This window comes from Paraburkholderia phenazinium, from assembly GCF_900141745.1.
Taxonomy (GTDB): Bacteria; Pseudomonadota; Gammaproteobacteria; order Burkholderiales; family Burkholderiaceae; genus Paraburkholderia; species Paraburkholderia phenazinium_B.
This window is the reverse complement of sequence record NZ_FSRM01000001.1, coordinates 2,735,911-2,756,476: the sequence shown is the minus strand read 5'-3', so window position 1 is coordinate 2,756,476 and position 20,566 is coordinate 2,735,911. Positions and strand designations below refer to the sequence as shown.

General features: G+C 61.2%; 17 protein-coding genes. 7 read left to right on the top strand and 10 right to left on the bottom strand.

Going from position 1 to position 20,566, the window contains the following annotated elements:
* The first annotated feature begins 13 nt into the window (after nt 1-13).
* Nucleotides 14-655, top strand: a complete 642-nt coding sequence (locus BUS06_RS12485) for a DUF1109 domain-containing protein (protein WP_074264534.1) — start codon at nt 14-16, stop codon at nt 653-655.
* A gap of 121 nt (nt 656-776) precedes the next feature.
* On the top strand, nt 777-2,363 hold the full coding sequence (locus BUS06_RS12480) for a methyl-accepting chemotaxis protein (RefSeq protein WP_074264533.1): 1,587 nt from the start codon (nt 777-779) through the stop codon (nt 2,361-2,363).
* A gap of 43 nt (nt 2,364-2,406) precedes the next feature.
* Here BUS06_RS12480 and BUS06_RS12475 read toward each other — a convergent pair whose 3' ends face one another.
* The 4 genes from BUS06_RS12475 to BUS06_RS12460 form a co-directional block, all read right to left on the bottom strand.
* On the bottom strand, nt 2,407-3,819 hold the full coding sequence (locus BUS06_RS12475) for an efflux transporter outer membrane subunit (RefSeq protein ID WP_074264532.1): 1,413 nt from the start codon (nt 3,817-3,819) through the stop codon (nt 2,407-2,409).
* Nucleotides 3,816-6,992: an efflux RND transporter permease subunit gene (locus tag BUS06_RS12470; protein ID WP_074264531.1), complete on the bottom strand. Its 3,177-nt coding sequence runs from the start codon at nt 6,990-6,992 to the stop codon at nt 3,816-3,818. The genes BUS06_RS12475 and BUS06_RS12470 overlap by 4 nt, the downstream gene beginning before the upstream one ends.
* Nucleotides 6,993-7,003: 11 nt before the next feature.
* A complete protein-coding gene (locus BUS06_RS12465; protein WP_254368835.1) occupies nt 7,004-8,149 on the bottom strand; it encodes an efflux RND transporter periplasmic adaptor subunit in 1,146 nt (381 codons plus the stop codon).
* 164 nt (nt 8,150-8,313) lie between these two features.
* Nucleotides 8,314-8,622: a PadR family transcriptional regulator gene (locus BUS06_RS12460; RefSeq protein WP_074264529.1), complete on the bottom strand. Its 309-nt coding sequence runs from the start codon at nt 8,620-8,622 to the stop codon at nt 8,314-8,316.
* Between the two features lie 337 nt (nt 8,623-8,959).
* Between BUS06_RS12460 and ampC the strand changes: the two genes are divergently transcribed.
* Nucleotides 8,960-10,129 carry a class C beta-lactamase gene (gene ampC / locus BUS06_RS12455; protein WP_074264528.1) on the top strand — a complete coding sequence of 390 codons (1,170 nt, stop codon included), beginning with the start codon at nt 8,960-8,962 and terminating at the stop codon, nt 10,127-10,129.
* A 38-nt stretch (nt 10,130-10,167) separates the two neighbouring features.
* On the top strand, nt 10,168-10,755 hold the full coding sequence (locus BUS06_RS12450) for a hypothetical protein (protein WP_074264527.1): 588 nt from the start codon (nt 10,168-10,170) through the stop codon (nt 10,753-10,755).
* On the opposite strand, the gene BUS06_RS12445 is transcribed toward BUS06_RS12450, so the two are convergent.
* Complete coding sequence (locus BUS06_RS12445; protein ID WP_074264526.1) at nt 10,746-11,630, bottom strand: SDR family oxidoreductase; 885 nt, start codon at nt 11,628-11,630, stop codon at nt 10,746-10,748. The genes BUS06_RS12450 and BUS06_RS12445 overlap by 10 nt on opposite strands.
* 114 nt (nt 11,631-11,744) lie before the next feature.
* Between BUS06_RS12445 and BUS06_RS12440 the strand changes: the two genes are divergently transcribed.
* Nucleotides 11,745-12,389: a TetR/AcrR family transcriptional regulator gene (locus tag BUS06_RS12440; RefSeq protein WP_074264525.1), complete on the top strand. Its 645-nt coding sequence runs from the start codon at nt 11,745-11,747 to the stop codon at nt 12,387-12,389.
* 77 nt (nt 12,390-12,466) lie between these two features.
* On the opposite strand, the gene BUS06_RS12435 is transcribed toward BUS06_RS12440, so the two are convergent.
* The 4 genes from BUS06_RS12435 to BUS06_RS12420 form a co-directional block, all read right to left on the bottom strand.
* Entirely contained in the window at nt 12,467-14,761 is a 2,295-nt protein-coding gene (locus tag BUS06_RS12435) for a phosphocholine-specific phospholipase C (protein ID WP_074264524.1), read from the bottom strand.
* 243 nt (nt 14,762-15,004) lie between these two features.
* Complete coding sequence (locus tag BUS06_RS12430; protein WP_254368831.1) at nt 15,005-15,886, bottom strand: MurR/RpiR family transcriptional regulator; 882 nt, start codon at nt 15,884-15,886, stop codon at nt 15,005-15,007.
* 57 nt (nt 15,887-15,943) lie between these two features.
* Complete coding sequence (locus BUS06_RS12425; RefSeq protein WP_083611408.1) at nt 15,944-17,389, bottom strand: cytochrome-c peroxidase; 1,446 nt, start codon at nt 17,387-17,389, stop codon at nt 15,944-15,946.
* A 137-nt stretch (nt 17,390-17,526) separates the two neighbouring features.
* A complete protein-coding gene (locus BUS06_RS12420) occupies nt 17,527-19,308 on the bottom strand; it encodes a phospholipase C (RefSeq protein ID WP_074264523.1) in 1,782 nt (593 codons plus the stop codon).
* A gap of 165 nt (nt 19,309-19,473) precedes the next feature.
* Between BUS06_RS12420 and BUS06_RS37425 the strand changes: the two genes are divergently transcribed.
* Nucleotides 19,474-19,713, top strand: a complete 240-nt coding sequence (locus BUS06_RS37425; protein ID WP_143787509.1) for a hypothetical protein — start codon at nt 19,474-19,476, stop codon at nt 19,711-19,713.
* Nucleotides 19,714-19,769: 56 nt separating this feature from the next.
* Nucleotides 19,770-20,162, top strand: a complete 393-nt coding sequence (locus BUS06_RS12415; protein WP_074264522.1) for an NUDIX hydrolase — start codon at nt 19,770-19,772, stop codon at nt 20,160-20,162.
* A 2-nt stretch (nt 20,163-20,164) separates the two neighbouring features.
* Here the strand turns inward: BUS06_RS12415 and BUS06_RS12410 are convergent, their stop codons facing one another.
* Nucleotides 20,165-20,566 carry an IS5/IS1182 family transposase gene (locus BUS06_RS12410; RefSeq protein ID WP_074264521.1) on the bottom strand — a complete coding sequence of 134 codons (402 nt, stop codon included), beginning with the start codon at nt 20,564-20,566 and terminating at the stop codon, nt 20,165-20,167.

Sequence of the window (20,566 nt, the reverse complement as noted above, 5' to 3'; positions counted from 1 at the left end):
TCCATTGGACACCATGAGAACTTCAGATCTGATACTCAGGCTGACCGAGCGTCTGACGACGATCGATCCGGACGCCGTTTCGAAACGGCTCAACCGGTCGCTGAGCGTGGGTCTTGCCGGCAGCACGGCTTTGCTAGTGGTCATTTACGGCATCCGCAGCGACATGCCGCAATTGCTGTTGACGACGATGTTCTGGATAAGACTCGCGTTTCCGGTCGCGATACTCATCACCGCGTTGAAACTCGCCGGGCGTCTTGGACACCCCGGCGTACCCGTCAAGCTGGCGTGGTTCGCGGTTGCGCTGCCCTTCGTTGCTGTGCTGCTCGTTGCTTCGTTCATGCTGCTCGCGACTCCGCGCGGCTATCGGCTGGAACTGATGCTGGGCACAACATGGCGAGTCACCACGGCCAATATCGTTCTGCTCTCCTTGCCTCCGCTTGCAGCCGCGATGCACGCCATGAAGGGGCTGGCCCCGACCCGCCTCGCGCTTGCGGGCGCCGGCGCTGGGCTGCTCGCCGGCGCGCAGGGTTCGCTGGTGTATTGCCTTTATTCCTCGGAGATGTCCGTGCCGTTCTGGGGTATCTGGTACGTACTAGGTGTTGTATTAACCGCAGGCATCGGTACTGCATTTGCTCCGTTCTACTTAAGGTGGTAGCCGGGCAAGCCTAAGGGCAGGCCACGCCACAGGAAAGCGGGTCTCGAGATCAATACGGGTTGCACGCGCTGACCGGACAAGGAGTCAACGCCTGTTGCAGCCCATACGCAAAGGATAAATCGTGAAGGCTATTGGTCACCTCAGGATCGGCGTTCGCCTTGGAATCGGATTTGGCGCGACGCTCGCCCTGCTATGCCTCGTAGGCGCGCTTGGACTCGCGCAGGCTTCCCGCATTTACGACGGCACGCAGGAGCTCGCAACCGATCTCCTTCCCAGTGTCCAGCGGCTGGGCGATATCCGGGCGCTCGCCGACGAGGTCCGCCAGGCTTCCCTGAGTTACCTGATCGCCACCAGTTCCGCCGAGCGTCAGTCGCAGCGGTCGAAACACGACGCCGCGCTGAAAGAACTTTCGCAGGTGTGGCCCCAGTACGAGGCGGTGGTCGGCTCTGCCGAGGAACTGCAACTCTCGAACCAGATCAAGGCAGCATGGACCTCCTACCTTGCGCTGGACAAACGGTTAAACGAGTTCTCCGACAGCGGAGATGAACATTTCAGCGACGCCCGCTCATTCGCCGGGGGCGAGTCTTCGAGCGCATTCAGCAAGGTCACCGCACTCATTGCGCAGGATATTGCCCTGAACAGTCAGGGCGCAAGCGACTCCAGCGAGCAGGCTGCGGACGCCTTCCATAACGCCTCGCTGTTTACCGGCGCGCTGACCGGAATAGCGATCCTGTTGAGCCTCGTGATTGCGTTCGTCATTACCCGCTCCATTACGGTTCCCATTGGCTCGTCCGTGAAGATTGCCCAGACGGTCGCGCAAGGCGATCTCACCTCGCAAATCGAAGTGAGCGGCAAGGACGAAACGAGCCAGCTACTGCGAGCGCTCAAACACATGAACGAAAGACTCGCCGAACTGGTAGGCCAGGTGCGTTCGGGCAGTGACAGCATCGCGACGGGCGCTGCGCAAATCGCAGCGGGCAATGCCGATCTGAGCCAGCGGACCGAAGAACAGGCTGCGTCGCTCGAGGAAACCGCAGCAAGCATGGAGGAACTGGCTTCCACCGTCCGGCAAAACACCGAAAGCGCCCGGCAAGGCAACGCACTCGCGGCAAACGCGTCCGATATCGCGCAGCGTGGTGGCGACGTCATGGGCCGAGTAATCGGCACCATGCAGACGATATCGGAAAGCTCGGCCAGGGTGACCGATATCATCGCGGTGATCGAGGGTATCGCCTTTCAGACCAACATCCTCGCGCTCAACGCATCGGTCGAGGCGGCGCGTGCGGGGGACCAGGGGCGCGGTTTTGCTGTCGTCGCTGCAGAAGTGCGGACCCTCGCACAACGAAGTGCCCACGCTGCCAAGGAGATCAAGGAGCTCATTACACACTCGGTCGAGCGTGTGAAGGCCGGTTCGAATCTCGTCAACGAAGCTGGCGCGACCATGGACGAAGTCGTCCGGGCGGTCAAGCGTGTCTCCGACCTGATGGGAGAGATTACGGCGGCATCGCTAGAGCAGGATGCCGGTATCGAACAGGTCAATATCGCCGTGGCTCAGATGGACCAGGTGACGCAGCAGAACGCTGCGCTGGTTGAAGAAGCCTCGGCCGCCGCGCAGTCGGTGTCGGCACAATCCAGCACGCTGCGCGAGGTCGTGTCGATCTTCAGGCTAGGAGCGGAGCCTGCGGTGAACAGCGCGTCGCTCGCGTAGCATCACTCGTCCCGCGTTTGCGCGGTTGGTCCCGAAACTGTATCTACGCCTTCCAGCCTCCACCCAGGGCCTTGTATAGTGTGATCAGATTGCTCAGTTCTGCAAAGCGGTCGTTGACCAGTTGCTGCCTTGCCGTATACAACGTGCGTTCGGCATCCAGCAGGACCAGAAAACTATCGGTCCCCGTGCGATAACGGGCTTGCGCCAGATCGTCGTAGTGCGTCGAAGCCGCCACGTACTCGCGATCCGCCGCCACCTGGTCCACGTAGGTGGCGCGCCCGGCCAGCGCGTTCGCCACTTCCTTGAAGGCAGTCTGAATCGCCTTTTCGTAATTGGCGACTTCGATCTGCGTCTCTATCTTCGCCGCGTCGAGCGTGGCCCGATTGTTCCCGTAATCGAAGATGGGCAGCGTCACCGTAGGTGCGAAGGTCCATGCGCCGGTCGCTGCCTTGAACAGGCCCGACAGCGCGGTGCTGGACGTCCCCGCCGCCGTCGTCAGCTGGATAGATGGAAAGAAAGCCGCGCGGGCCGCGCCTACGTTCGCGTTAGCAGCCTTCAGCGTATGTTCCGCTTCGACGATGTCGGGGCGCCGGGTCAGCAGGTCGGACGGCACACCGGCACTCATAGGCGGCAACTGCGAGGCTTCCAGCGCTTCGCTGTGAAGCAGTCCGTCGGGAATCGGGCAGCCGATCACCGCCACCAGATTGTTGAAGTCCTGCGCCACCGCACGCTGGTCGGCGATCAGGCTCGAACGCACGCTTGCATACTCGGACTCAGCCTGCCGCACATCCTGCATTGAGGCCGTACCGATCCGCTCGCTTTGCAGATTCACCTGATAGGTTTGCCGGTCGGCTTCGGCTGTTGCTGTCGCCACCTCGAGCAGCGATTGATCGGTCAGCCACTGAAAATAATCGGTTGCGACGGTCGCAATCAGGCTGATGCGCGTGCTGGTCTGCGAGGCGTCAGTCGCCAGATATTGCTCGAGCGCCTGATGCTTGAGGCTGCGTAGACGCCCGAAAAAATCGACCTCCCAGGAAGTCTCGCCAAGCGTCACGCTGCTTTCTTTCGTGGTAACGCCGATCTCGCGATAGTTGTCCACCGCTCCTGTTGCATCGATTGTCGGCAGGAGTGCCGAACGAGCGATGCGGTATTGTGCCTCGTATTGGGCCACCTTCAGCGCAGCCACCCGCATGTCGCGATTGTTTTCAAGCGCCAGCGCGATCAGATTCTGCAGCGCGGGATCCTGGAAGAAGGTGTGCCAATCCACGTCTGCTGCGAGAGGCGCAGGGGATTGCGCAGCCACGCCGGCCCCGGAGGCTGACGCACTGGCCGCCACGCCCGCCGCATCCGTCCAGGCCGCCGCCACTGGCGAAGGCGGGCGCAGGTAGTCAGGCTCCAGGGTGCAGGAGCACAGGCTGATGACGCATAACACGCTGCCAAGAATATGCCGCTTCATTGCTCGGTCTCCGCCGGGTTCGTCGTGTCGGGATGCAACTTGCGCTCCTTGAATACCTTGCGCACCAGAATAAAGAAGAGCGGCACGTAAAAGACTGCCAGCAGCGTCGCGCCAAGCATGCCGCCCGTCACTGCCGTGCCGATCGCACGCCGGCTCTCGGCGCCGGCGCCACCGCTGAAAACCAGCGGCAATACACCGAACACGAATGCAATCGAGGTCATCAGGATCGGCTTGACCCGCAAGCGCGCCGCTTCGAGTGCCGCATCCATCAGATCGCGGCCCTGTTCGTGCAGCTCCTTGGCGAATTCGATGATCAGAATTGCATTCTTGGTGGCGAGGCCGATCGTCGTGAGCAGTCCTACCTTGAAGTAAATATCGTTGGGCATGCCCCGCAGCGTCACGGCAAGCACTGCGCCCAATGCGCCGAGCGGCACCACCAGCAGGACCGCGAATGGCATGCCCCAGCTTTCATACAGGCCGGCCAGACACAGGAACACGATCACGATCGAAATGCCGTAGAGATACAGCGACTGCGAGTTGGACAGGACCTCCTGATAGGATTGGCCGGTCCATTCCACGGAAAACCCCTTGGGTAGTTGCGCGGCGATTTTCCCGATCGCCTTCATCGCGTCGCCGGTACTTGCGCCCGGCCCTGTCTGCGCGGTCATTTCCATCGCCAGCATATGGTTGTAGCGCTCGATCTGCGGCGACCCGAAAGTCCAGCGGGTGGTCGAGAAGGCAGAAAACGGCACCATCTGGCCATCGAAATTGCTCGGTCCGGAACCGGAGACCAAAACAGCTCCGTCCGCCGCGGCGGTACGCACATACCATTGCCCGATATCGTCCGGCATCATCCGGTACGGCGCATCAGCCTGCACGAACACGCGCTGGATTCGCCCCGTGTCGATGTAGTTGTTCACGTAGGACGAACCGAAGGCGATTTCGAGCGTGTTGTTGATGTCGGCGATCGACAGACCAAGCGCGCTGGCCTTCTCACGATCGATATCGACATGGAACTGCGGCGTGTCATCCAGTCCGGCCGGATGCGTCATCGCCAGTGCGGAATTTTTTGCGGCGAGACCCATCAACATGTTGCGAGCCTGAAGCAGCCGCTCGTGTCCCAGCCCCGCCCGATCCTCGACCTCGAAATCGAGGCCGCTCTGGTTGCCGAGGCTAGGAATCGCCGGCAGGTTCACAGCAAATACCTGTGCGTCGCGCAAAGAGGCGAAATGGGCATTCGCGCGGTTCAGGATTGCATGCGCCTGCTGATCGGTGCCGTCACGCTGACTCCAGTCCTTCAGGCTGACAAACAGGATCGCATTGTTCTGGCCTTGTCCATTGAAGCTGAATCCATCGATCGCCAGTACCTTGTCGGTGCCTGGTTCATGATGCAGAAAGTAGTCCTCAGCGAGCCTGACCGTGCGGTCCGTCACGGACAGCGGCGTGCCGACCGGCGTCGACACCAGCACCACCACGACCCCTTGATCCTCGTCGGGCAGATAGGATGTGGGCAGCCCGCTCATGAGCCAGGCGAGTGCCGCGACGATCACGACGAAAAGAAACAGGAAGCGCAGCGGACGCGCGAGAAAAGCAGCCAGCCAGCCGCGGTAACGTTCAATGCCATGCTCGATAAAGCGGGCAATCCGCCCGCTGTGAGCGGCATCGCCGGCGCTGACCGGCTTGAGCAGCGTGGCGCATAAGGCGGGCGTCAAGGTGAGCGCCAACAGCAACGAAAGCACCATCGCCGCCACGATCGTGACGGAGAACTGACGGTAAATGCCTCCGGTCGCCCCGGAGAAAAAGGCCATCGGAATGAACACCGCGGTCAGCACGGTCGTGATCCCAATCAGTGCACCGGTGATCTGCTTCATGGCCTTGCGTGTCGCTTCGCGCGGCCCCAGACCTTCTTCGCGCATCATCCGGTCGACGTTCTCGACCACCACGATGGCGTCGTCGACCAGCAAGCCGATCGCCAGCACCACGGCGAACATCGAGAGCACGTTGAGCGACATGCCCGCGACCCAAAGCACGATACAGGTACCAAGCAGCGCAATCGGAATCACTACGGCCGGAATCAGCGTGGTGCGCACACTGCGCAGGAAAACCAGCATGACGAGAAACACGAGGACCACCGATTCGATCAGGGTCTTCATGACGTCCACAATCGAGATCTTCACGAACGGTGTCGTGTCGAACGGGTAGTCGACGTCGACGTCCGCGGGTAGTTGCGGTTTCAGCTCGTCCACGCGTGCGCGCACGGCCGCCGCCACCGCCATCGCGTTGGCGCCTGTGGCCAGCTCGATGGCAAGCGCTGCGGCCGGCCTGCCGCCCATGCGGGACACGATGTCGTAGGTGTCGCCGCCAACCTCGACGCGGGCAACGTCCTTCAACCGCACCTTGGCGCCGCTGCTATTGACGCGCAGCAGGATGTCGCCGAACTGGTCAGCAGTGCGCATCAGGCTCGATGCGGTGATCGTCGCGTTGATCGCCTGGGACGCGGTCGCCGGCGTCCCGCCCAGTTCGCCAACCGAGGTCTCGACGTTCTGGTTGGCGATCGCGGTCGTCACATCGCTCGCCGTCAAACCGAAGCTATGCAGCTTGATCGGGTTCAGCCAGATGCGCATCGCGTGCTGCGGGGAGAACAGGTTCACACCGCCGACGCCGTTGATTTCGGTGATAGGGTCCTGCAACTGACTCGCCAGCAGATTGCCGAGTTCGATCGAGTTTAGCCGTCCACTTCGCGAAGACAGCGACACCACCATCAGGAAACTGCTGCTTGCCTTGGAAATGTTGATGCCCTGCTGCTCGACCACCAGCGGCAACAACGCGGACACCTGGCTCACCTTGTTTTGCACCTGCATCTGCGCGATGTCGGGGTTGGCCCCTGGATCGAGCGTCAGTGAGATCGTGGCCTGGCCCGCATTGCTGCTGGTGGACGACATATAGAGCAGATGGTCGATGCCGCTCAGACTCTGCTCGATCACCTGCGTGACGTTGGCGGCCACCGTATCGGCCGAGGCGCCCGGATAGGTCGCCACGATCTGGATCACGGGAGGCGCGACCGACGGATATTGTTCGATCGGCATCGTGCGCAGCGCCAGCACGCCAGCGATCATGATGACGAGCGCGATGACCCAGGCCAGTACCGGCCTATCGATGAAAAAACGTGCCATTTCGTCCCCGCTTAACTGTGTACGGCTGCACTGCTAGCCGCGGGAGCGTTGGAAGCCTGGGTGTCGGTCACCTTGACCGGCGCGCCATCCTGAAGCTGGTTGGCTCCGCTAATCACCACCCGATCGCCGGCCTTCAGGCCCTGCGAAACGATCCACCGGTCGCCGTAGGCCGTATCGGCCTTGACGGGCGCCTCATAGGCCTTGCCATCGTGACCGGCCACCCAGACCGTCGCCCGGCCGTCCGCGGTCCGCGTGACGGCCAGTTGCGGAACCAGCATCGCCTGCTCATCGACGCCCTCTTCCAGCTCGGCCCGCACGAACATGCCGGGCAACAGTTCGTGCTCCGGATTGGGCACGACCACACGCAGAATGACCGATCCGGTAGTCTGATCGACGGTGATGTCCGAGAAGGCCAGCGTCCCCGGCTGCGGATAGTCGGAACCGTCCTCCATGACGATGTGCACAGTTGCGCCCTGGTTACCCGCCTGCTTCAGACGGCCAGCGTTGAACTCCTTTCGGAGTCTTAACCAGTCGACGCTCGGACGGGTCACGTCGAGATACATACGGTCGATGGTCTGGACCGTGGCGAGCGCCGTAGTTTGCTCCGCGGTGACGAGGGCGCCGGCGGTCACGCTGGACACGCCGATCTGTCCCGAGATCGGACTCGTGATGCGCGTATAGCCGAGATTGATGCGCGCGGATTCGAGCGAGGCTCGATCAGCAAGCACGTCAGCCTGATCTTCGTTGACGACGGCGATGGCGTCGTCGTAATCCTGCTTGCTGACGCCGTTAATCTTGACCAGTTCCGCAAAGCGACTCGACTTCGCCTTCGCGTCCGACAACGTGGCTTCGGCCTTCGCGAGTACACCCCGGGCCTGATCATAGGTGGCCTGATACATCGCCGGATCGATCTGATAGAGCGGCTGGCCAGCCGTTACCTCAGCGCCTTCGGTAAACAGACGCTTTTGCACGATGCCGGAAATCTGCGGACGCACGTCGGCCACATTGAGGGCAGACAGGCGTCCTGACAACTCGGTCCGCTCGACGATTTTTTGCGGCGTCATGACCAGAACGCCGACTTCGGTTGCAGATGCGGCGTCGCCCGCGCCGCCGGCCAGATGTTTGCCGCAGCCACCGAGCGCCAACAGGAGCAGCATCGCAGCGAGGCATGAAGCTGGGCGCAGCGAAACTCGCCCGTACTTGTCAGAACACGCGAAAAGAACCATATCACCTGCTCGCTTTTACTTTCTTTTGACTGAATGAAAAACGACCGGATCCCGATACCCAGGATCCTTTAACCGTTCTCCGCTACCGCGCCGCCTTACTGCCCCAGGACGCCGTGAACCTCGTCGACAAAACTGCGCCATTCCGCCCGCATTTCGAGTAACCGGCGACGGCCGATGCCGGTCAGCGAGTAATACTTGCGCGGCGGTCCCGAGGCCGATTCGACCGTATAGGTCGACACCCACGCCTCGGCCTGCAGACGCCGCATCAACGGATAGATCGTGCCCTCGCCCACCTCCATCGCAAGCGAGAGTGTCGATGCCAGTTCATAGGCGTAACTATCCCCGCGGGCCAGAACAGCCAGCACGCACATATCGAGCGCCCCTTTCTTCAATTGCGTTTTCATCTATGTCCGGAGGAATAATGCATAACAAGGAACCTTGCTATGCATAATACATGAGCCGGGCCGAAACGCCTGTTGCAACTGGGCGTGACAGTATCAGCCTCTATTTGTTTATGCAAGGTACCGATCAAAAATCATGCATACGGTCTGCTTACGGAAGATTAACAAGACTTTCGGGCGATGGCGTATCCGCTCATCCTCTTCCGAGGATGGTTGGGGACGCTAACCATCCCATCCGAAAGTTTTTCTATTTCCTAAGGCAAGATTTGCTCGATAGTCGATGAACGGCAGAGGCGTCATACTCCGTCGTCAAAACACGCCCCACTCAAGGACCAGGCAAATGAATCGACGAGCCGTAAGCCTCATGACGATCACCGCTATTGCATGCACGATCGCGACCGCCAGCCACGCAGCGGACGATCAGAAAGACAGAATAAAAACCGCGGTCGACCACGCCATGGCACCCGTCATCGCGCACAACGGCATTCGCGGCATGGCGGTCGGCATCGTCGATGGCGATGAGCACTACGTGTTCAACTATGGCGTGGCCTCGACGGAGACAGGAAAACCGGTGACGAACGAAACCTTGTTCGAGCTCGGTTCGGTCAGCAAGACGTTGACGGCGACATTAGCGTCGTACGCGCAGGTTCGCGGCTATCTGTCTCTGTCTGACCCGACGAGCAGGTTCCTGCCGTCGCTGCAGAACAGCCCCTTCGGCAACGTGACGCTCCTCAATCTGGGCACGCACACTCCCGGCGGCCTCCCCTTGCAGGTGCCCGACAACATCAGCAACAATGAACAGTTGATGCAGTATTTCAAGGCGTGGCAACCGGCCTACGCGCCTGGTACCCATCGGACTTACGCCAATCCCAGCATCGGAACACTCGGTTTGATCGCGGCAAAAAGCATGGGGCAAGATTTTGACGGGCTGATGCAAGGTCAGCTGTTTCCCGCGCTCGGCATGAAAGACACCTACATCAAGGTACCTGCGGCGAAAATGCCCGACTACGCGCAGGGCTACGCAAAAGATGGCGCACCGATCAGGATGGCGCCAGGCGTGCTGTCTTCTGAGGCATACGGTATCAAGACGACCGCCGCGGACATGAATCGCTTTGTCGAAGCCAACATGAATCTGATTCGTGTGAACGAAAAACTGCAACACGCGATTGCCAATACGCACATTGGCTACTTCAAGGCAGGGCCCATGACACAGGACCTGATCTGGGAACAGTATCCGTACCCGGTCACGCTCGAGTCGCTTCTGTCCGGCAATTCGCCGGCGATGATCTTTAACGCAACGCCGGTTACCGAAATAAAGCCACCGCAAGAACCACAAAACAATGTCTGGATCAACAAAACCGGCTCGACGAACGGCTTTGGAGCCTACATTGCCTTCATTCCGCAGAAGCGACTGGGGATCGTGATTCTCGCCAACAAGAACTTCCCGATTGATGAACGAGTCACCGCCGCATACCGGATTCTCACCTCGCTGGAGAACAGCGAACGTTGAGAGCTTTCGCCGCGGCCTTCTCATCCTGAAGAGATACCATGAATTCACCCATAGCATTCAAGGCGGCTGAGCAAACCATGTGGCGACTAGTGCAGCGCTACACAGGTCGGGTGGGATATCGGCGCGGTGTGAAATCCGAAGGGCTATCGCTGAGTCCGCCGGTCATTGACTGCTCCGGATGGACCACCCTGCTCCTGACGCAGGCCATGCAGGCGGAAAACGAAGCGGCGGCCCGGGCAGTGTTCAGCGCGGACGACATGCTGGCGTTGCATGCCTGGTCGGATCGGATCATCGAGGAGATTGGGACACGCACGGGGTTCATTCTTGAGGCACGCAAGATCACAGCCGACACCTTCCCTCGATACGCCACGATTGGGCTGAAAATGGGTGAGCCCGAGTGGGCAAACAACCATCCCCGCTCACGCGGAATCACCCACATCGTTCAGGTGGTGTGCAGCCCGGAGGACGGTGCACAGTTCGTTTCGGAGTCCTACGGCGGATCCGTCTCTCCGGGGATAAGCCTCACGCCGCTGACGGGGTGGCTTGCTTCATCAGAAAACCATCTCCGGGCCGGCGAAATGTGGGTTGTCGACCCTTTCCGGCTGGCCTCGAAAGCTCAAGGCTGAAAGACAGCGATGTTGTCCTTCAACCACTCCGTCAACGATCGCGGCGCTTTTCCCGTGAGTTCCTCGACCGTCGACGTCGTCTCTCCCAGCACAGACTCGCGGAACATCTGATCAAGGCCCAGCAGCAGATCGACCGCAAAAGGAGGATGCCCCGCTGCGAGCAAGACCTCTCGTTGTTGTGCAGGAGTGCGATTAATGTAGGTAACCGATCTATCGAGCAGGCGCGACAGTTCCTCGGCAACCTGCGCCATGGTCCATGCCCGAGGACCGGTCAGGTGGTACGCGCGCTGCGATTCGGGTTCGATATCTTCCAGCAGGGCAACGCGCGCGACGTCGGCTATGTCGCGCGTATCGATGAAATTCGCACGCCCTTCCTTTGCCGCGCCGCCCCACGAACCGGCGGCCACACCCGCGCCCGCATACTTGAGAAGATAAGCAAAAGCACTGGGGCGCAAAACAGTAGACGCTACCGGTTGATGCGCCAGGTGCGCCTCGATCTGCATGTGCCAGGCAAACGGGATCAGTCGGCTGGCGGGCCCAAGGGCGGACAGCTTGACGATATGCCGGACACCCGCGGCAACGGCGGCATCGATCAATGCAATCTCGTTGTCGACCTGCCGGCCCGAGGTGCCTTGCGAGATGAACAACCGGTCGACACCACGCAACGCTTCCCGCAGGGTGTCCGGGCGTTCAAAGTCGACACCAACCGCCGTCGCACCGGCAGGCAATCGTGCGCTATCGGGCTGGCGCGTGAGCGCCACGAGTTCAACCGGATCGGCGGCGAGCAACGTGCTCAACGCCAAACCAACGCGACCTGTGGCCCCGGCAATGGCGATCCGCGGCTTCTGTGTATTCGGGACTGGATGACTGGACATATCGGTGCCTTTTGGAGGTATCATGGAACGAACGATCCAAATATCCTGGAACGATCGTTCCTATGATGGAATGATCGTTCCTGATTGTCAACCTGTTTTGTCAACGAGGACCGAGTGAGCGGAAAACCGCAATATGACGAAGCCGCAGTCATCGACGCGGCACTGGAAGTTTTCTGGCGCCACGGCTATGCGGCTGCGTCGATCAATGATCTTTCGGAAGCCACGGGTCTGTCCCGATCGAGCCTTTATCAACGCTTCCAGGACAAGGACGGCCTGTTCCAGGTGGTGCTTGCGACCTACACGGACCGGGTGCTAAGGAGGATGAATTCGACCGAGGGCAGCACAGGACGCGCTCGCCTCGAAGCATTGCTGCGTGGACTTCTGCCCGGCGTCCGGCAACGCCCTCCGGGCTGCCTGCTGGCGAGGAGTTGTGCCGAACTCGTCGACCTGTCCGAAGCAGGGCAACAGGCAGCCGTCGTCGGGATGAACGCGCAGCGCGAGATGCTGGCGAATCTGTTGCGCGAAGCGATCGCGAATGGCGAATTGCAAGCCGACGCGGATGTCGATGCCCTGGCGTGGCACTTTCTCGGTGTTTCCCAGGCAGTGCTTAACCTGCCTCAGGCGGGCGCAAATGCAGACACCCTGGACCGTATGATCGACCTCGCCATGCTGGCGTGGCCGAGCGCGCGCGTAGCCAGAAAGCGAGCCGCAGCTCAAGGCAAAAACAAACCTCGAACAGCGCCTCGCCGACCCAGTTGAACGCAGGGCAATCCAGCGTAAAAAGCTGGCCACCAGTATGCCTCACAGCACACCGGTGGCCTTCGTCTTTACTACGGCTACGCTAGTTCACGATCGGACGTGGCACCCAGCGCCGGATCGCTAGTGCCTGCGGCGGCGCTCTGGTGAGCGAGGCCGCTGCCCATCGCCGGATCGCTGATGCTCGGCCGGCCGGTTTCGACACGGCCCGCGAAGCGCCGCGTGAAACCGCTCGCGGTGGCCGTGAAGTCGTACCAGCCGCCGAGTGCCGCCATTTCCCACCGCTGCACGGTCGACCGGCGGGGCGGCACGAATAGCGTCTGCGGACGCAGGAACGCGCTCGCATAGGCATTGGCCGCCAGCGTCACCTGCACGTCTTTCGAACCGTTGTTGGTAAAAGTCGCCGACACCGCGCCGGTCAGCGCCTCGTAGCCAACCTCGATCTCCACCTGTGCGCCCGTGAGTGCGTTGCCGCTGAACTGGCGCACGAAGCCGTTCGGCCCATACACCCACAGGTTGTAGTTGCCGCTCGTGCTGGCGGTCCATGCGCTGTCGTGCAACTGCTTGCCGGCTTCGACGGTATAGCGCCGCGGGATCGTACTGAGATTGTTCTGGTCATAGACATGGAATACCGCGCCCTGCCTGCCGGTATTGCTGAACAACAGCTCGATCGTGCCGTTCGGCGACACGCGCGCGTTGGTGTGCAACTCATAGGGCAGCGCACGCGACGGCCGGAATCCCGGTTCCTGGAACAGCGGCTCGGGCGAGCTCGGCGGCGTGACCGCCGGCAGCGCCTGCTGCGCAGCGTCGAAGGCCGCGGTGTTGGCGGTGCTCGGCAGCCGCGAATAGGTAGAAGCATTCGCGTCCGGACGCCGGAAGTCGAAGCAGCCGGTCAGATCGCCTGTGATCGCGCGGTTCCACGGGCTCACGCTCGATACCGTAATACCGAAGCGCTTCTCCAGGAACATCGCCATCGACGTGTGCGAGAACACTTGCGAATTGACCCAGCCGCCGGCGCTCCACGGGGAGATGACGAACATCGGTACGCGTCCACCGAGGCCCCACGGGCGCACCGAACCGCTGATCGTGTCGGCGGATTCCAGATAGGTCGAATACAGCGCGGGCGTCGTTGCAAAATACTCACCGGCTAGCGGCAGCGTCGAGCCACCCATGACGTTGCCGCTCGCGTCGTAAGACGGCACGGCGGGGCGCAGCGCGTGATCGAAGACGCCGTCTTCCTCGTCGTAGGTGATGAAGAACGCGGTCTGGCTCCAGACGGCCGGATTGGCCGTCAGCGCGTCCAGCACCTGCGAGATGAAATTCGCGCCGTCGCTCGGGAAGTAGCTCGGGTGCTCGGAGACGTTCGGCGTCGGCAGGATCCACGAGACCTGCGGCAGCGAGCCGCTCTTCACGTCGTTCGCGAACGACGTCACAAAATCGGGGCTGCCGGTCATGCCATTGTTGTAGATGGTCGAGCCCGGCTGTGCAGTACGGAAGCTTTCGAATGCGAGGCAGCCGTGCAGCAGGCCACCCCAGTTGTTGTTCGGATCCTGGTAGATCTTCCACGTCACGCCGGCCTGCTGCAACAGTTCCGGCAGCGTCGGCCACGTGAATGCCGTGCCGCCATAGGTGTACTGATACGGCGGGGTCGTGGCCGAAATCGTGCCGCCGACCGAGCAGCGCACGTTGGTCGCTTCGGCGTTGGCATCGGTCGAATTGACGCCGCTGCTGCCAAGCTGCGGATTGAAGTTCGAGCCAGAGAAAAACGCGATGCGGTTCGGATCAGTCGGCGCAGTCAACTGGCAGTGGTACGCGTCGCACAGCGTGAAGGCTTCGGCCAACGCAAAGTGAAACGGAATATCGGCGCGCTCGTAGTAGCCCATCGAGTACTGCGACTTCCAGTACGGCCAATGGCCAAATTGCCCCTGGCTCCACGCCGCCTGCCCGGTGCCGTAGTCATGCGGACAATCGGCGACACCCATCGCGTTCATCGTCGCCGTGTTGAGGTGAAACGGCGGGATGACGGTGGTCGTGCTTGCACCAGGCGCTGACGACGCCTCTTGCCACACCGTCTGGCCGTTCGGCAGCGTGACCGGGAAGCGATCGCCAAAACCGCGCACGCCCTTGAGCGTGCCGAAGTAGTGATCGAAGGAGCGGTTCTCCTGCATCAGGATCACCACATGCTTGATGTCCTCGATCGTGCCGGAACCATAGTTGGCCGGAATCGCAAGCGCCTTGCGAATCGATGCCGGCAGGATCGTGGTGGCCGCCAGTGCGCCAGCGGTGTTCACCGAGCGGCGCAGAAAGTTGCGGCGGGAGTCGTTGTGCTGGGTGGACGGAGTCGGGGTGTCGTCGTTCTGTTCGATTTCGCTCATCACGTATCTCGACGTAGTAGGGACGGGCAGCACCCGGCACTCCGGGCCAGCGTGGCTTGCCGGCGGATTACGGGGCGCAGTCAGGACCGGGAGCGCTGTCGTGCTCGACGCTGGGTGGAAAGGCTGCCGCGCCCGATCTCCTGTTCAGGTTACGAGGCCTTCGTGACAGACGAGTGAAGTTTATTTATCGAATATGTTTCTACTTTTGAATATTATTCAATTTTGCTTCCACCGCCCTTCCCTTCAGTAACGCTTCAGCGAGAGGACATCGAAGGTGTGGCGAATGGTATCCACGGCGCGCTCGTAATCCGCTAGCGCGAGACAGGCGATCAGCGTGTCGACGATCGCGAGTTGCGCGATCCGGCTTGCCATCGCCTCGGTGCGAAAGTGCGTCTCGCGCGCCATGGTCGTGAGCACGATGTCGGAATACGCGTGGATGGGCGAGCGCCCGAAGTTGGTGATGCAGATCGTGCGCGCGCCCGCTTCCTTCGCCAGCCGGGTGCTGGCAACCGTCTCGTGGGTGGCGCCTGAATGCGAGATGGTCAGCGTGGCAACACTCGAATCGCACAGCGACGCACTCACCGCCTGGATATGCGGGTCGACCGCGACGCGCGCATCGAGACCGATGCGCAGCAGCCGGTAATGCGCGTCCTCGGCGATCGGCGCCGAGCTGCCGACACCGTAGATTTCGACGCGCTTCGCACTGCGAATCGCCATGACGGCCTGCTCGAGCGCATGCACGTCGAGAGTCGCTTCGGTTTCGTGCAACGCCTGGACGTTCGAACTGAAGATCTTCGCAACCACGGCCGCCGTGCTATCGCCGCGCGCCACGTCCTCGTGAATCAGTTGCACCGGCTGCACGATTTCCTGCGCGAGCACGATTTTCAGCTGCAGGAAACCCTTTGCACCGAGCGTCTTGCAGAAACCTACCACGCTGCCTTCGCTCGCGCCGACGCGCTCGGCCACTTCGCTGACCGACATATGCACGACTTCGTGCGGGTATTCGCGGATGAAATCCGCAATGCGCCGGCTCGCGGCGCCATAGGTCGGATAAAGCTGTTCGATGCGCGACAGGATGGCCGACACGGTGATCGCGTCGGCCCGCGCTGCTGGGTTGTTTGCCACACGGTTTCCTTGCAGGGGGCGTCGATAGTGCAAGTATGCCCCCGACAATACAACGCATCACTTCGGGTGGTAGCCGTCGTTTAACGTGCCGATAAACGCGATGATGTCCTGGATATCCTGATCCGTCATCGCAGGCTTGTCGGTCGGCTTGACATCGAATGGCGCGTCGGCGAAGTCGATGTTGGGCTGGTATTGCTTGGGCACATCGTCGAACATCACCACCTTGCCCGACGCATCGTGCGAGTAGATCTTCTCGGGATTGGTATTGCGCAGGTTGTAGAAGTCCATCACGTGCTTCAGGTCGTGATAGACGCCGTTGTGGAAGTAGATGTGGCGTGCTGCACTATTGCGTAGCGTCGGCGTGAGGAACATCGAGCAATACTGCGTTTGCTGCGCCAGATCCTTGCGGATCGGACCGCACAAGCCGATGTCGAAGGCCTTCGGATCGCGGTTCTGCGCCAGCTCAGGGTTGCGCGGTACAGCAAGCGCTTCGTATTGCGTGTCGGTGAAAAGCGGCGGCAGGTTGTCCGCAGTCGGCGCACTCAGGTGGCAGCCGGCGCAGTTGGCCTTCTTCGGATCGTTGAACAGATGCAGGCCTCGCAGTTCCGTTTGCGTCAGACGTGCCTTGCCTTGCAGCCAGTAGTCATACTTGCTGGTGAACGCGTGGAACGACGGTTCCTCGAACTGATAGCGGCCCACTGCGAACATGGCTTCTGCCGTGAAGCGTTGCGGATCCTTGAGGATCTGCGGACCGAAAAGCTTTTCGAATGTTTTGACGTAAGGCGCCTTGGCAAGTTTGGCGGCCACGTCCTCCACGTTTGTATTGGCCATTTCGTTCGGATCGAGCAGCGGTCCGATGGCCTGTTTTTGCAACGTATCGGCACGGCCATCCCAGAACAGGCCGCCCTGCGGCACCATCGCCGGAGCAGCGGGCGCGAGGCCCGCGACCTTGTCCGCACGCTGCACGCCCTTCGCGGCCGAGGCAAGCGCAGCGAAATCGGGCGGCGCCTCGGCATCCGCCGCATCAGGCCCGATGCTGAAAACCGCCTGACGGTACAGGTAGGCGAGCGAAGGCGGCGGACGGTAGCCCGGCCGGTCCAGATGCGGACCGCCCAGCTGCACGGACAGATCGTTTGGCGGTCCGTACGAATGCGCCGGGCTGTGGCACGACGCACACGACTGCTTGCCCGACGCGGACAACGACGTGTCGTAGAAAATCTGCTGGCCAAGTTGGGCGACAGCACTCAGAGGAGCAGACGGCGGCAAAACCAGTTGCACCGGATGCGGGTTCGCGCCGGTGATACCTCCCACGAATTCACCTACGGTGTCGGGCATCTGCTCGGGGTAGGCGAACGCGTAGCCGACCAGGCCCGCGACGGCTAGCAGCACGACCACACATCCTGCCAACAGGGGCCCGCGGCCGCGTGGCCTGCTTTGTCCGGGTGGCTGGGGGGCAATGGTTGATCCGGCTGATGGCGAAGTGGACTGTGGACTCGTAGACATGTGAATGTAGTGAGAAACGCAGAGGTATCAAAAACGCATAGGGCCCGGCCTAAGCCGGGCCTCTCCAAAAACACTCGTCCCGGTAGCGTGAGCTACCGGGACGTGAACCGGCTATAAAGCGTGCCGGCTTATGCTGCTTAGACTGCCGGTGCCACTGAGGATGCGGCCGCCGGCGGCGTGGCAACCTTCGTACCCAGGTTCTGATCGAGGAACAGCGTCGGATTCGGCGTCGTCGTCGAGAAGTTGAACAGGCTCATGATGCTGCCTGCGCTGGCATCGTTCGAACCCTGGCCGATACGCGTACCATTCAACCAGTTGTCTTCGATGAAGCGCACCACCGATGCCTGTGTGATCAGCGTATGGTCGACGTAGTTCGGCTTGGCATACGGCGAGATCACGAGCAACGGAATGCGCGTACCCGGGCCGCAGCGGCCGTTCACTGCACCACCGTTGATACCCACGCCCTGCACCGCGCCCGTCGCGTTACACACACCGGCGCTGACGATCTGGTCGGCACCCGTCACGCTACGTTCGTTGTCCGAGCTATTACCGGCGCTTTCCACCGTGGTGCTGTCGAACGACGAGGTCGTCGGCGTAGCGAACTGGTGGTCGTACCAGCCGTCCGAATCGTCATAGGTAACGATAACGGCGGTGTTCTTCCAGTCCGGCTGCTGCTCGAGGAAGTTCACCACGCTGGTCACGAAGGCCTGCTCGTCGAGCGGATCGGAATTACCTGGGTGCGCATCGGCAATCGAAGGTGCCTTCAGGAAGCTGACCGACGGATAGTTGCCGGCGTTCACAGCGGCAAAGAAGTCGTCCACGTCGTACTGGTGGTGCACCGGCGTCGCCGTGCTATCCAGCGGATCGGTATGACCGATCACCGAAACCGAACTCGGACGCGTGTGCGCCAAGTTCTGCGTGCTCGCGTAGTACTGGAACCACGCATGATGCTGAACGTAATCGGCTTCGTTCGCGCCTAACACGCTCGAGAAGGTCGTCCGCTTGCAGCCCGTCGTACCGTTCGGGTTGACCGTGGTCAGGTTGAACCCGCCCATGAAGCCGCCCCAGGTGATGTTGGCCGAATTCAACAGATCGCCAATGTTCTTCGAGGTCATCGTTGCCGTCGCCGTCGAAGCCGAATCGGCCGCAACTGTACAGGCATCGCCAGTCGGATCCAGGTCACCGATCAGCGTCCAGCCGCCCTGCAGGTCATAGACCACGTTGGACGACGGATTGGCCGACGCGCTGGCCGCTACCACCGCGCCGTTTTTCGTAACCACGGCACCATTGTGCTGGCCCGACACCACGGCGATCGCGCCCGGCGTCGAAGGACCGTACGTGTCCGTGTACATGTTGTCGCTCATCGCGAAGTTCTGCGCGTAGTTCCACAGAGCCGTCACGGTATTGCCGTCGTAGTAACCCATTACGAGGCCGAGCGTGCCGAATTCACCAGTCGTGCCCGTCGCGTTGTTACCCGTGTTGAGCGGGAACAGGTCCATCTTGCCGTTGTCGGAAGCGAGCTGTTCCGCCGTGTAGCCGTGGTTCTGACCTTCCGTGCCGGCCTGGGTACGGTCGAGGCGGAACGGATTGATATTGGTGCCAGCCGGGTTCGCCGTGTTGGAGACCGTGGGATTCGCAGTGAGCAGCGCCGTCGTCAGACCGTTGACCGTCGGCGTGCCGGCTGCCGCGGTGAACGTCGGTTCGCCCGAGGGGTTCGTTGCGTTCGGGTAAGTGCCGAAGTAGTGGTCGAAGGATTCGTTCTCACCGAAGATCACGACGACGTGCTTGATCGGCGTCGCGGTATTCAGTGCATCCTCTGCCGACGGCGCTGGCGTGTTGTGGCTGCTGCTGCCGCAAGCCGCCAGCGTCAGCATCGTCACCGCCAACGAAATCGGCAACAGGGGTTTTCTACGTAACATATGGGGCGCTCCGGATATTCTGCGACGGATCCATCGTTTGGGGATAGGAAGCCGCTTTGTTAAAGGAGTACAGCGTGTTATCAGCTCGATTACGCCGACGCATTGGAGCATTCGAATATGAACGTTTTATAAACGCACTGAAAGATACGTACCCGAAGCGGACGATTGGCTGAAATCACAGGTAATCGGAAGTTCATCGAAAGCATTTTGTATTATTTCGGTTGTGCGAACCGGCTGGGCCTTGATTCACCTGCATCGCACGCACAAGCTGCGTGCACTCGCAAAGGCAACCGGATACAGGGCAGCGGCCCGCTCTTTTTCCAGGCGAGTTTTAGCCTGGTTTATTACGAAATTGTGATCGACAGATCCGGATTAATCGAAGACAGTATTTCGTCAATTCCGTGAATCGCCGGCGCTGGCCGGTCAACGAACGCGCCGCCGCGCGACATGGCATACCGCAGATGAACAACGACCGCTTTCCGGTATCAGTTAAAGGCGTGGCATTCAGCGCGCCCGGCCAGGTCATCCTGCTGCTGAACGAGCGGCAGGAGTGGGAGCTGCCCGGCGGCCGGCTTGAAGTGGGCGAAACTCCCGAGCAGGCCGTTGCCCGGGAGTTCGAAGAAGAGCTGGCGGCAACCGTCACGCCCTGCAGGATTCTCGATAGCTACCTGTTCGAAGTGATCCCCGAGCGCTTTGTATTTATCGTGACGTATGGATGCCGGATCGAAGGGACGTTCTCGCCTTCGATCAGCGAAGAGCATTTGCAGGTGGGGACCTTCGACGTGGATGCATTGCCGGAGCCGCTTCCCTCGGGTTACCGCCGCTCGATTCTTGCGTGGCACGCGCAAATCTAGTTTCAGATCACGTCGACCGGCGCGCGCCACGTTTGCGGACTGCTCCACGACAGACGTTTCAGACGAGCGTGATCCGGGTTCGCGGCACGATGTTTGAACGCATCGCCAATTGCACCACGCGGCGACACTGTCCGGCCGCCGGCATTGAGCCGTCTGACGATTTCGGCAAGCGTGCCGTCGGCCTGCCACTCGTCAAAGCGACGCACGCAGGTCGGGCGTGATGGATACCGGCCGGGCAGCCTGGACCAGCCATGCCCGGTCGATAGTCCCCACAGCACCGCATTGACCACGGTGCGCGGCTCCACTCGCCGTCTTCCTGAGCGCTCGGGCGGCACCACTTCGTTGCAGAACAATCCCTCGATCAGGGCCCATTCGCTGTCGGTCAACTCCTCAAACTGGCTCAT